We start from the raw sequence: 12,351 nt of genomic DNA, 5'->3' as shown, positions 1-12,351 counted from the left end.
GAAAGTGGTGGAACAAGAAATGCATATAAAGTCTGATAAAGTCGATCAACTAAATTTTCATCTTTTTGATAACCGGGAAGACATGGGGAAGGCAGCAGCAAAAGAAGTTGCAAACAAAATTGTTACATTATTAGAACGACAGGAAACAGTACGAATGATTTTTGCAGCTGCTCCTTCACAAATCGAGTTTTTACAAGCACTTTTGCGAGAGAAAGAGATCGAATGGGAACGGATTATTGCCTTTCACATGGATGAGTACATTGGTCTTGAAGAAGCGGCATCGCAAAGATTTAGTGCATTTTTAAAAAAACATATCTTTGACAAAGTCCCATTTAAAAAAGTCCATCTCATTGATGGCAGCAAAGACGCTTTGGAAGAGTGTCAAAGATACGCAGAACTTATTTGTGCTGAACCAATCGATATCATCTGCCTAGGAATTGGAGAAAACGGACATATTGCTTTTAATGACCCGCCAGTTGCTGATTTCGATGATAAAGAGATTATGAAAATAGTCGAGCTTGATGCTTCTTGCAGACAGCAGCAAGTTAATGATGGTTGTTTCGATACTTTTGACAAGGTACCAACACATGCTCTAACGTTAACGATTCCTGCCATGATGTCAGGCGCTTTCTTGTACTGTATCGTTCCAGGCGCATCCAAAACAACAGCTGTGAGAGAAACATTAACTGGAGCTATTTCAACCAAATGTCCAGCAACGATTTTAAGAGAGCATCCCAACTGTAATATGTATGTGGATCGTGATTCATATGGCGTCTAGCAATGTAATCAAAGGGATTCATTATAAATCAAGGAGACCGATTGAAATAACTGTTGAGGAAGAGAAGATCCTTGCGATAAAAGAAGTGAAAAATCCCAACACTGATTCATTGCCAACCATTGCTCCCGGACTTGTAGACCTTCAAATTAATGGGTATGAAGGCAGGGATTTTAATTCTCATCCTTTGTCTAAGCAGCTAATAAAAGAGGCTTCCTATGCACTATTTAAAGAAGGGGTTACTTCCTATTATCCAACTATTATCACTAATGGTGATCAAGAAATAAAAGAATCAGCAGAAACAATAACTCAAGCCTGTGACGAAGATGAATTAGTAGCAAAAACCGTCGCAGGAATCCATTTGGAGGGTCCTTTTATTTCCCCTGAGGATGGACCACGGGGAGCACATGGCCAAGAATATGTAAAAGCACCAGATTGGTCATTATTTAAGAAATGGCAAGCAGCAGCTAACGGAAACATTAAGCTGCTGACATTATCACCTGAGTGGTCAAACGCATCGGAATTTATCCGTCAATGTGAAAATAGCGGTGTGAAAGTTTCTGTTGGTCATACAGCAGCAACAAGCCAGCAAATTCGATCAGCTGTAGAATCAGGTGCTGTAATGTCTACTCATTTAGGGAATGGTGCCCATCTGATGCTGCCGCGACACCCTAATTATATTTGGGAGCAGTTAGCCCAGGATGAGCTCTGGAACTGTTGTATAGCTGATGGTTTTCATCTTCCGGAGTCTGTATTAAAGGTAATTTTCAAAGTAAAAAAAGAGCGCGCGATTTTAGTTAGTGATGCTGTTTTCTTAAGTGGTTTAGAGCCTGGTACTTATAAGACACACATCGGCGGTGAAGTAGTGCTCACAGAAGCAGGAAAACTTCATTTAGCAGAGAATCCGGATTTACTAGCGGGATCGGTACAAATGTTACAAGATGGTATTAAAAATCTTGTGGACTTTGGTATTTGTACGTTTGCAGAGGCATGGGATGCTGCCTCGATTCATCCGGCTAGACTAATGAATTTATCGGTTGAGAAAGGTTTGGAAGAAGGAGCACCCGCAGATTTTGTTTTGCTGCAGGACGGGCAAGTTAATCAGACGGTTAAAGCTGGGTATACGGTATTTGAACGGTGTTAACAATTATTTGTCAGTGAATTGTATAAGAAATTGTCGAAAGTGACCAGCCATTCATCATTTAGCAGGAATGACTGGTCTTTCTTTTGAGTAAAGAAAAAATATAACAGTCATAAAGGGGTCTCGGCAGAAAAAAGCGTAAATTTCACGATAAGACAATATTTGGAAGTGAAATGTCGATTTTCATTACTCTAAGGTACAAAGCCGGCTTATTATTTCATGTTAAGTGCGTAACTCTCTTAATTCCTTCTCTATGTTTAAATTAAATTTGTATTCACTTAAAAGGTTGATATGTTCCAATGCTAAATAATCAATTATTTGCCTCAATAGAAACCCTGGAGCACCAGCGCTCCAGGGTTTTTAATTGAAGAGTATTATTTTTCTTCGAGATCTTTTAATTTGATTTTCACCTTTTTATCTAATTCTCCAGAAGTATACGTACCCTCTAGACCATCTGTTTTAACCTTGAATTTACCATTTTTGCTTTGGATTAAGGAATTTCCATCCATTAAGTAATATAATCCGTTTTCTTCTTTTAAGAAGAGTAAATAATCCTTACCAATTTCGACAGGGTTAATAGCTTGATCCAATGTAATTGTAGATTCTGATTCTCCATAAAGATTTTTCTTAACCTTAAGTTTAGAAAGTGTTGCTTTCGGCATACCTTCTACTATTTCTTTTTGTTGATTTGAAATGGGCTCTACAAGTGCTATAAGTTCTGTTTTCCCTAAGAGTCTTTTTGCATCATAAGTAGGAAAATCAGCATGTACTTCTGGATTAAATGTATTACCACTTGAAGCGGTGTTACTTTTAAGAACATGTGTTGTTAGCGCACCACCAATAATCATACATGTAATAAGCACAGTACCTAATATATATTTCAAAATTATCACCTCTTATTTATATTGTTGAGCTGACTGAAAAACGAATAATTATTGATAAGACTTAACATCAGATATATCATGGGGCTGTGGATGTGTAATAATATTTCGATTTCTCTCATAACTCATAATAGAGTTATTACCCCAGCCACTCTCTAAATCATCTAGGAATAATGCATGTCCAAATTCATGGGTAGCTGAACTTTTATATGCAGCTACATAATTATAATGATCAGGATCTTCTCTTATTGATTCACTATTAACATATATGTCGAAAAAATCAGTATTACCATCACTTCCTACAGTAGGTGAATATAACCCGAACCATGAATAAGACAAGCTCTGTAAATAAACATCATTTGGACTAGAGGTTGATCGATAAAAATTAGTTCCTACATCATCTTCCCACCAAGATGCTGGATCATCAAAAACTGAATAGCTTCCGGCTTCAACATCATAATTAACTGAATACACACTATAACCAGTTGACAAATAATGAGCAAATACTGGTGTTGAAAGGAAAAATACTGACAATAAAGCTACAACTGCAATCATTAATTTGTTTTTATATTTCTTCAATTTTCTACCTCCATTTTCAAGAATTCTACTATTGATGAGTAATATGTGTGAAAACGATAGGAATAGAAATAGCGTCAGTAAGCGCTATCATAATCGATATATCTAACTCATGCTATTATTATCTTAGATTTTACATTTTTTCTATTAGATTTCCATGTGTGTTGTTATGATATTGCCAATAGATTGATATATTCAATATATACTTCAAAAAAAATAAACCCCTTCACTTGAGTAGAGAAGGAGAAAGTTTAACGCTTTTAATGTTACTTTAAAATGAGTTCTCTTACTTCTGCCTTAGTATATGCACCTTTACTTCCTAGTTTGTCACTAATATATTTTCCGTCTTGTTCTTGGATAACACTAGAAGGACTCAAGGAATAATGATATCCATTTTTATCCTTTTCAAGAAAAACAAGATATTCTTTTCTTTGTTTTACAAAATCATTCGTTTGATCTAGTTTTATTTCACCTGATACACTTCCATATATAGTCTCAATCACTTCTAATGTTGAGATTTGAACATTTAATTGATTCTCTTTTTTCTGTTTTTTTGTGTCTTTAACTTTTACAAAAGCAATTAGATCTGCTCTTTCAATCATTTCATCTAATGAGAGTGATGGCCAATCTCCTTGTTGAGATCCATCAAATGAACTTTCTTGATTGCTATTACTTTGACATGCGGATATTACGGTAATTAATAATAATACTGAAAGTAAAATAAATAACTTTTTCACATAACCACTCCTTTCTTTATCAGTCGAATAAAATTGATTATAAGTTGCAACTTTTTTCATATTTTCTATAAAATGTGGGTTTAGACATGTTTGCTCTTTCCATAGCAACAACAACTGTAATTTCATTGTTTTTCCATTCATTATTGAGGTACCGTCAGGAAAAATGCGGATTTACAACTTTATGCCCATTTTTCTGATGCTACCCCTTAAGATGTTAAACTTTTTACTATCAATCAGCCAAATGAGTTTCCCAATCTAGAAAAGATTCTTCGGGGAAGAATCAACCTAAAGCTAATTGAAAATAACTATGACGATGTATTACGATTAGCTCATTCGATTCGAGAAGGTACCGTTTCAGGGTCACTTATAATGGGGAAACTAGGTTCCTATGCTCGCCAAAATAAATTAGCAGCAGCTTTAAGAGAAATGGGAAGAATAGAAAAAACTATTTTTATATTAGATTACATTTCTAGTGAAGCATTGCGTCATCGTATACAAAAAGGGTTAGACAAAGGGGAAGCTATGAATGGACTAGCAAGGGCTTTATTCTTTGGGAAACGTGGGGAATTACGTGAAAAAGGTATACACCAGCAATTACAACGAGCGAGTGCACTTAATATTTTAATAAATGCTGTAAGTGTATGGAATACAGTTTATTTATCAGAGGCAATTAAAGTACAAAAACAGAACGGTACTTTTCGAGAAGATCTAATTCCCCATGTATCACCATTAGCATGGGAACATATCAACCTTTTAGGTGAATACAAATTTAATTTAAACACAAAGAAGGAATTAAGAGAGTTACGCACTTAACATGAAATGAAAAGCCGGCTTTCATACCTTAGAGTAATGAAAATCGGCTTTTCATTTCCAAATATTGTCTTAGCGTATATTTTCCGCTTTTTTCTGCCGAGACCCCATAAAGGCGAATTACAGAAGTACTCATGCTCAAGATGAAGTATGGGCTCTTATAATCTGGATGTTTAATTCGATTTACTTACAAATGTTCGCTAGTATTGGCTCCATTTTGATATATTAAGATAACATTTCCTATTTAGTAAGGTTTTTCTTACATTTGTGGAAAATCAAAAGGAATTAAACACTTTTTATGCTACTATTAAATTGATTGGGAATCTAACGCAGATTCATAAATTGTATAGCCGGAAGGGGAAAATAATGTGAACCAGACACTATTGAACATAATAATGCTACACTTCACGGTCATTATAACGTTGATCACTTTTCTATTGTCAGAAATGCTGACGAAGAATTGTTCTCTCCCACCCATGATTCATATAGATAATTACAATCAAGTTAGTGTCAAGGGATAGAAAACACTAACTTGTTAACGAATGCACAATTATTAATAAGTGAAGAATTGGTAGCAATTGAATTTTAGCTAGAGTCTCTTAGCTCATTAATAAGAAGTAGTATATATGATTTATAATAACTGAGGTGTAGAAATGAACCCAATCATTACCTGAAATTCAAAAAGCCTTAAACATATCCACTTTAAATGAATGTGTTACTAGATATTCCGATTGATAAAGGGGAATATTATAAGGAAGTACTGTTTACAAGTTATATTGATGGTCTTAGAGAATCTGGTTGGAATGGGGATGCTACGTTACCTAAATACGGTTTTTATGTATCATTTGCCTTGCGAAGTGCATGGGAGATGCCGAAAATAATCAAGTTAGCAGCAGATTCTATTGTAAAGTCTGTAAAGGAAGAAATATACGCAATAGAAATTCTTACACGAATTACGAGAATTCAAATTGGAATTAGGTAAAGAAGCAGATAGAATTTACCTGAATAGAGGAGTCTAATAAATCCACCTTATTTTCTAAATATTTTTCTAGTTTACATAATATATATTATGGGAAGTTGTGGACAAAACAATCTCAATATCTCATACACAAAGTATACTTAAGATATTGAGATGGAATAAAATTTTATAAGCTAAGTTTATCTAAATTTTTCGTTGCTGGACCTTCGATTACTTTTCCATCATAGTTAAATCTTGATCCATGACATGGACAATCCCAGCTTTTTTCTGATTGATTCCAATTACATTCACAACCTAAATGTGTGCAAGTTGGATCAATTGCATGTAGTTGATGATCATTATCTTTATACACGCCAACCGTTGCACCATTCTGTTTAATCTTTGCACTAGAATCCGGCTTTAAATGTTTTATATGATCTGTCGGACTTAGTTTTCCTTTAACAAATTCTGTTGCAACGTCTGAATTATTTCGCATAAAAGCCTTCAAATCAGGATCTGCGTGAAAACGCTGCGGTTGATATAGCTTTTTATATGGATTTTCTTTTCCAATAATCAAGTCCGCAAGTAACTGTGCTGCTACCGCGCTATTCGTCATACCCCATTTTCGATAACCTGTCGCAACAAAGACATTCGGATGTCGCTTGTTTAACGGTCCGATATACGGTAATTTATCAAGTGTTTCATAATCCTGTGCTGACCATTGGTAATAAAACGCTTGACTGTTCAGATACCGAATTGCAAATTGGGTTAGTTGTGCATATGGATCTGTATGTTGCTGCTGTTGTCCCGTTTTATGGGCTTGACCACCAAGTAACCAGATCGTCTGATCCTCGTTTTGAATGTGTCGAATGGATCGAACCGGCTGATCCACATCTAAATACATACCTCCTGGATAGGATTCGGAAGATGTGAATCCTATTACATACGATCTCGATGGATACATTCTCGTACTGTAAAATCCTTGTCCTTCGTAAAACGGAAATTGACTTGCTATGATAACATTATCTGTAATAATATTATGTCCTCTAGCTGTTCTTACAATCGTTTTGGGTTGATAGTCAATGTCTACAGCAGTTGTTTGTTCATAGATTTGGCCATCATGTTTTTCAATTTCGGGTACAATCGTTTTTAAAAAGGCCCTCGGGTGAAACTGTGCTTGGTTATCCATTCTCAGCGCTTTTGTATGTGGAAATGTAAACGGAATTTGATCAACTAAGGCTCCTTCGATTGCTAATTTCTGATAAGCCTTTCTTTCTCGTTCCAATTTCTCCTGATTTTGCGTCTGATTTGTATACAAATACGCATGCTCTTGCTGAAAGTGACAGTTTATCTGATATGAACTTATTATTTTACGATAAAATGCCATAGCTTCTTTTTGGCTGTTGTAGTAAAGTGCAGCATTTTCCTCACCAAAATGTTGTATTAATTCATCATAGATAAGATCATGCTGTGCGGTTATTTTAGCAGTTGTATGGCCTGTGGTAGATTGACAAAGACGATCTCTTTCCAATAGTACGACTTTAACGCCTTGTTTAGCTAAATGATAAGCTGTTAAAACACCGGTAATTCCACCGCCAATAATGGTAACATCCGTTTGGAGGCTATCGTGTAATGGCTCAAATGATTTCATTTCCGTTTCTAACCAGATCGGTGTATGCATAAAATCCCTTCCTTCTTCCATCATAGTTGTAGCATTACCAAAATAGAAGAGATTAACACATCGATCAGTTGTTGTCCTTTTCTTTTTTATTTTTATAAATCCATACGTAATAGACAATCCAGAGAATAATGGCGGTTAACAGACTATACTGGCTGTCACTTCGTGGCAATACATATATTAGAATTAATCCAGCTATAACGAATGGTATTAATAAAATAACGTATTTTTTCCATTCCATGTTCCCCACTCCAGTTATTTTTTGCACACACTTATCATCCTTTACTATAGGTATGTGACCAAATGCAATTTATTGCTAGGAATAATGACCGAATTATTATTAAAATGGTTAAGAAACGTATGATAACAAACTTTTGAAAATGAAAATGGGCGATGTTACTATTGACTGTAAGAGGTGATCAAGTTGAGACAGATTCATGTCATTGTATCAGGAAGAGTTCAGGGGGTAGGATTTCGGTTTTTTGCCCAACAGGCTGCTGCAGAGCACCGTATAGTCGGTTTTGTAAAAAATCAAGAAGATGGATCGGTTGTGATTAAAGCACAAGGTGAAGATAACGATACAGAATCTTTTATAGATCAAATCCGAAAAGGCCCATCTACCTTTGCTAAAGTAAAGAATTTAGAGATTACTGAAGAGAACGTATCTGATAAATTCAATAAATTCGAAATTAAGTATTAAAGTGAAGTATTAAAAAACCGCTATTTTTACATAGCGGTTTTTGTTTATGATTAATCTTCTTCAAAGAATTTTCGGTTTAATGCGATGTATTCATTTTCTTCATCAGGTACTTCGTCTTCCATGTAGATTGCTTCTACTGGACACACCGCCTCACATGCACCACAATCGATGCAAATGTCGGGATCGATATAAAACATATCTTTTCCTTCTTCTATACAATCTACTGGACAAACTTCTACACATTCCCCTGCCTTTTCTTGTTCGCAAGGTGAAGTAATAACAAATGCCAAGATGGTCCCCTCCTTTAACGATTAATCGTTATGTCTCTATACAAAACATTCTATCATAATTTTATATGCACGAATACCATTATAGCTGATTTGATAGAGAATTCAAGTTATATCTCAGTAATGATAGGACTCTGAATCTTCCCAAATCCTCTCTGAAATATATTCTCCCCCAATTCTCTGAATTAAAAACACATCAGGATTCGTAAGTGTTTTCCATTCATGAAAGCCAAAATCCACATGGAATTTTTGCAGCATCAATGCTAATAAGTTTCCATGTGTTACAACGATAATATTTTCATGTAATGGATCCTGTAAGCATTCTTCTAACACTTCATCTGCCCGTTTAAATGCATCATTCGAAGATTCTCCACCTGGCAGTTTGAAATGGAAATTCTCAAAAGACTCTTCCAAAATGTCAATCCAATCATCAACAGGCTGTTCGCTTAATAATCGTTCCTTTAAGCGTTCATCTGTTTCTACCTTTATTTGCTGCCTTGCTGCAAACGGTCTGATTGTTTCATTTGCCCGCATATATGGACTGGTAATGATTCTGTCAATAGGATAGCTTAGCTGCTCCAACTTTCTGGCTAGCTCGTAGGCTTGTTGAATGCCTCTTTTGGAAAGTGGAGAGTCACGATGCTGTCCTTCAGCATGGCAGTGTCGAATTAGAAGAATTCTTTTCATTTTATCACTCCTATGGAGAATCGTTAAAAGCGTAGATAATTTAGTCTATCAGCCTATCTTATATTTTTACCCATGTTTTCCCGATTTTAAACATATTTAGACGGTTTCGAAATAGTCTTTTTTTAAACCAGCAATTCGGTTCGTATTATCAATCACAAAATAAAATTCCTCGGTTTCATTTTTTACGTCATACACTTTTCCTTCTGTTAGTACGGAGTTTACTTTATATTTTTTTGCATTGGTATGCACACATTTTAGTTGTTTAATAGTTGGGTTGTTTTCCCAATTCTTATGTATCATGATTACCCCCTCCTTCTTTCCTATCATAACGATTTATGACAGCTTATACAAGATATTTATCTATAGTTTACATAATATGATTATGGTTAACTGTCAAACTTGGTCCATTTTTTCAAAGCAAACGGAAGAATCAAAATAATAAATAACAGTCGAACCAATTGCAAGGAACCAACGATTGCAGGATCTGCATTAACCTCTCCTGCTGTAATAGCCATTTCCACTAATCCTCCTGGTGCCAGACTAAGCATTGCTGTCGCGAAGCTTAGATTAGACATCGAGGCGAAAATATAACCTAAGCCGACTGATAGCATGATAATCACACAAGTAAATAAAAAGAAGACCCAAGAAAAATTACCTGCTTTTTTAATATCAGACATGGTGATGGACAATCCTAAGTGGATACCAATTGAAACTTGTGCAAAATGATATAAACTAACCGGGACATTTCCTACTTCGATACCACTAATTTTGAAGCAAGCAATGATTATCATCGGTATTAGTACGAATGGCGCTGGTATTTTGCGACGTAATAAATAGGCCAAGATAAACAGTAAACCGTACAGTATAGCTGTCCAAACGTTAAATGATATCCGATCAGATACCATTGTAGCAGTGTCGGTTTGTGTAAACATAAACGACGCAAGCAATGGCACGATCATCAATACCGCCATTAAGCGAATCGTGTGAAAGATTGCCACCAAGCCAGTATTGGCTTTCAATGAGTCACTCATTTCTACCATTACGGACAAGCCGCCCGGTATACTTCCTAATACACCTGTGGTTTTGCCAATACTGGCATATTTAGCAAGTAGTTCGCCACTTTTCATGCATGCATAAATCAGCAAAACAGTTATGATAAAAAAAGGAACGAAATAGGGAATCACTTTTTCTAATGTTGTTGTCGTGAAAGTAGCCCCTATTTGGCAGCCGGTGAATAGAAAACTGATATTTAATATGAACTTATTCTGACTTAATGTTGTCGTGGTATAGGTGTTGTAAATGAAAGTTGCCAGTAACGGCCCTAATATCCACGGCAACGGAATGTGAGCGAAATAAAACATAGTTGCTCCAAGAAATGACAGCAAATACATGATAAATAATTGAATAAGTTGTTTGTACAATGTTATCAACCTTCTAGTAAAGAAAACTTCCCGTTAGTCCACGGGAAGCTATTCGAATAATGGCAGGAACTCTTCCAGTCCCTCATTCTTTAACTGGTCTTTCGGAATAAACCGTAATGCTGCGGAATTAATACAATAACGCATACCGCCTTTATCCATTGGGCCATCATCAAATACGTGTCCCAAATGCGAATCAGCTTGATCACTTCTTACTTCAATTCGACGCATACCATGTGAGGTGTCCATGTTTTCGTTAATGGAATGTCGATTTATCGGCTTAGTGAAGCTTGGCCAGCCACAACCTGCATCGTATTGATCCTTTGAGGAGAATAAAGGTTCTCCGCTTACAATATCAACGTACACCCCTTCCTGCTCGTTATTCCAATACTCATTCTGGAATGGACGCTCTGTTCCATTTTCTTGGGTTACATGGTACTGGATTGGTGAAAGGAATTTTTTTAGTTCATCATTGGAATAGTGTGTGCCCCAATGCTTTTTGATAAAATCCGCTCGTCCGGACCCTTTCTTATAAAGCTGATAGTGAAAGTTTTGCTTTTTGTAATAATCCTGATGCTTCTCCTCGGCTGGATAGAATGGTTTGGCTGGCAGGATATCTGTTACGATTGGCTGCTTAAATTTACCGCTTGCTTCTAATGCTTGCTTTGATTGTTCTGCTAATTCTTTTTGTTTTTCGTTCGTATAATAGATCGCCGTTTTGTACGATTCACCACGATCATTAAATTGGCCGCCAGGATCTGTTGGATCTATCTGTTGCCAAAAGAGTTCTAAAAGCTTCTGATAAGGAAATACGTCGGGATCATACGTAATCTCGACAGCTTCACGATGTCCTGTCGTGTTGGTACAAACTTCTTCGTATGTTGGATTGGGCTTGTCTCCACCTGTATAGCCTGAAACCACCTGTTTTATCCCAGGTTGTTCATCAAATGGTTGCACCATACACCAAAAACAGCCACCTGCAAAAATTGCTTTTTCATTCGCTTGCTCTGCCATGTAAAAGCCTCCTGTTCACATCGATTCTACTTTCATTTTGCTCCTAGAATCTTAAAAATGCAAGTGGTCTGTTTTAAGCCTATATTTAGATAAATAACTTTGGTTGTGATTTTAATGCTGTTCGCCTTCTGTTCGCATTTGACTGCATGTTATCATCCGCTGATCCAGCGATATTGAGTTCATCGGCCTCATCTGCTTGCGCATCGACTGCTACATCTGTTGATTCTTCGTCATCCTCATCATTAATTTCACTTAATGCTTTCATCATATTGATGAGTTTCGGTGCATTTTTTATCATGGGTCCGTATTCTTTTATTAGAGGTGTTGCTTGTTGAGCTACTTTCAATACTTGCTGCACATTATTCAATGTTCCCATTAAATTACTCCCGCCGCCAGCTCCTGCACTCGATGCCAAGTTGGAGACTTGAGATGCAGATGATGCTTGTGAAGGCAAGAAACGTTGTAACAGCCCTTGTAAACCGCTTTGGCTATTAGCCGCCTGATTTGCCATAGGTGGCATTGGTCCTCTTGACTGAAAACCTGGAAAATAACCACCACCGCCGCCTGGTGGCATTTGTTGCATTGGGAATTGCGGTGGTTGATTTGGTGGGCGAAACATAAACATCCTCCTTTTCGATATCATTTCGTGATACAGTATATGTGATTCGCACAATCTTGTTATAGGCTGC

General features: G+C 36.4%; 15 protein-coding genes and 2 pseudogenes. 6 read left to right on the top strand and 11 right to left on the bottom strand.

Translation table 11 applies throughout. The annotated features are described in order from the left end of the window. Positions 1–19 precede the first annotated feature (19 nt). Both MUN88_RS16530 and MUN88_RS16525 read left to right on the top strand, forming a co-directional pair. Entirely contained in the window at positions 20–778 is a 759-nt protein-coding gene (locus MUN88_RS16530) for a glucosamine-6-phosphate deaminase (RefSeq protein WP_244716983.1), read from the top strand. Beyond that, positions 768–1,919, top strand: a complete 1,152-nt coding sequence (locus MUN88_RS16525) for an N-acetylglucosamine-6-phosphate deacetylase (protein ID WP_244716981.1) — start codon at positions 768–770, stop codon at positions 1,917–1,919. The genes MUN88_RS16530 and MUN88_RS16525 overlap by 11 nt, the downstream gene beginning before the upstream one ends. 371 nt (positions 1,920–2,290) lie before the next feature. Here the strand turns inward: MUN88_RS16525 and MUN88_RS16520 are convergent, their stop codons facing one another. From MUN88_RS16520 to MUN88_RS16510, 3 genes are all read right to left on the bottom strand, one after another. After that, positions 2,291–2,800 carry a hypothetical protein gene (locus MUN88_RS16520; RefSeq protein WP_244716979.1) on the bottom strand — a complete coding sequence of 170 codons (510 nt, stop codon included), beginning with the start codon at positions 2,798–2,800 and terminating at the stop codon, positions 2,291–2,293. Between the two features lie 48 nt (positions 2,801–2,848). Beyond that, entirely contained in the window at positions 2,849–3,376 is a 528-nt protein-coding gene (locus MUN88_RS16515; RefSeq protein WP_244716977.1) for a hypothetical protein, read from the bottom strand. A 263-nt stretch (positions 3,377–3,639) separates the two neighbouring features. After that, positions 3,640–4,236 (bottom strand): hypothetical protein, encoded by a 597-nt coding sequence (locus tag MUN88_RS16510; protein ID WP_244716975.1) that lies wholly within the window; start codon positions 4,234–4,236, stop codon positions 3,640–3,642. Positions 4,237–4,320: 84 nt separating this feature from the next. Between MUN88_RS16510 and MUN88_RS16505 the strand changes: the two are divergent. The 3 genes and pseudogenes from MUN88_RS16505 to MUN88_RS16495 all read left to right on the top strand — a co-directional run. After that, positions 4,321–4,923, top strand: a pseudogene (locus MUN88_RS16505) (Tn3 family transposase); the annotation flags it as partial. A gap of 379 nt (positions 4,924–5,302) precedes the next feature. After that, positions 5,303–5,413: pseudogene (locus tag MUN88_RS16500) on the top strand (cysteine hydrolase); the annotation flags it as partial. Positions 5,414–5,626: 213 nt separating this feature from the next. Then, a complete protein-coding gene (locus tag MUN88_RS16495) occupies positions 5,627–5,902 on the top strand; it encodes a hypothetical protein (RefSeq protein ID WP_244716973.1) in 276 nt (91 codons plus the stop codon). A gap of 163 nt (positions 5,903–6,065) precedes the next feature. Here the strand turns inward: MUN88_RS16495 and MUN88_RS16485 are convergent, their stop codons facing one another. Both MUN88_RS16485 and MUN88_RS16480 read right to left on the bottom strand, forming a co-directional pair. Beyond that, complete coding sequence (locus MUN88_RS16485) at positions 6,066–7,559, bottom strand: FAD-dependent oxidoreductase (protein ID WP_305852474.1); 1,494 nt, start codon at positions 7,557–7,559, stop codon at positions 6,066–6,068. A 64-nt stretch (positions 7,560–7,623) separates the two neighbouring features. Next, complete coding sequence (locus MUN88_RS16480; protein WP_244716971.1) at positions 7,624–7,797, bottom strand: hypothetical protein; 174 nt, start codon at positions 7,795–7,797, stop codon at positions 7,624–7,626. A 183-nt stretch (positions 7,798–7,980) separates the two neighbouring features. Between MUN88_RS16480 and MUN88_RS16475 the strand changes: the two genes are divergently transcribed. Next, positions 7,981–8,256 carry an acylphosphatase gene (locus tag MUN88_RS16475; protein WP_244716969.1) on the top strand — a complete coding sequence of 92 codons (276 nt, stop codon included), beginning with the start codon at positions 7,981–7,983 and terminating at the stop codon, positions 8,254–8,256. Positions 8,257–8,306: 50 nt separating this feature from the next. Here MUN88_RS16475 and MUN88_RS16470 read toward each other — a convergent pair whose 3' ends face one another. The 6 genes from MUN88_RS16470 to vrrA all read right to left on the bottom strand — a co-directional run bounded on the left by MUN88_RS16470 (position 8,307) and on the right by vrrA (position 12,281). Continuing rightward, the gene (locus MUN88_RS16470) at positions 8,307–8,546 is read right to left on the bottom strand and encodes a ferredoxin family protein (RefSeq protein WP_244716967.1); all 240 of its coding nucleotides are present in this window, start codon (positions 8,544–8,546) and stop codon (positions 8,307–8,309) included. Positions 8,547–8,660: 114 nt separating this feature from the next. Continuing rightward, the gene (locus tag MUN88_RS16465) at positions 8,661–9,230 is read right to left on the bottom strand and encodes a histidine phosphatase family protein (RefSeq protein ID WP_244716965.1); all 570 of its coding nucleotides are present in this window, start codon (positions 9,228–9,230) and stop codon (positions 8,661–8,663) included. 96 nt (positions 9,231–9,326) lie between these two features. Then, positions 9,327–9,530 carry a DUF6501 family protein gene (locus MUN88_RS16460; protein ID WP_244716963.1) on the bottom strand — a complete coding sequence of 68 codons (204 nt, stop codon included), beginning with the start codon at positions 9,528–9,530 and terminating at the stop codon, positions 9,327–9,329. 86 nt (positions 9,531–9,616) lie between these two features. Continuing rightward, positions 9,617–10,651 carry an AbrB family transcriptional regulator gene (locus MUN88_RS16455; RefSeq protein ID WP_244716961.1) on the bottom strand — a complete coding sequence of 345 codons (1,035 nt, stop codon included), beginning with the start codon at positions 10,649–10,651 and terminating at the stop codon, positions 9,617–9,619. 48 nt (positions 10,652–10,699) lie between these two features. Continuing rightward, the gene (msrB, locus tag MUN88_RS16450) at positions 10,700–11,662 is read right to left on the bottom strand and encodes a peptide-methionine (R)-S-oxide reductase MsrB (protein ID WP_244716959.1); all 963 of its coding nucleotides are present in this window, start codon (positions 11,660–11,662) and stop codon (positions 10,700–10,702) included. A gap of 85 nt (positions 11,663–11,747) precedes the next feature. Further along, positions 11,748–12,281 carry a VrrA/YqfQ family protein gene (vrrA, locus tag MUN88_RS16445; protein WP_244716957.1) on the bottom strand — a complete coding sequence of 178 codons (534 nt, stop codon included), beginning with the start codon at positions 12,279–12,281 and terminating at the stop codon, positions 11,748–11,750. Between the last annotated feature and the right edge of the window lie 70 nt (positions 12,282–12,351).

The sequence above is a fragment of the Gracilibacillus caseinilyticus genome, assembly GCF_022919115.1.
Taxonomy (GTDB): domain Bacteria; phylum Bacillota; class Bacilli; order Bacillales; family Amphibacillaceae; genus Gracilibacillus; species Gracilibacillus caseinilyticus.
The sequence above is the reverse complement of the archived record's forward strand: the minus strand, read 5'-3'. Positions and strand labels throughout refer to the sequence as shown.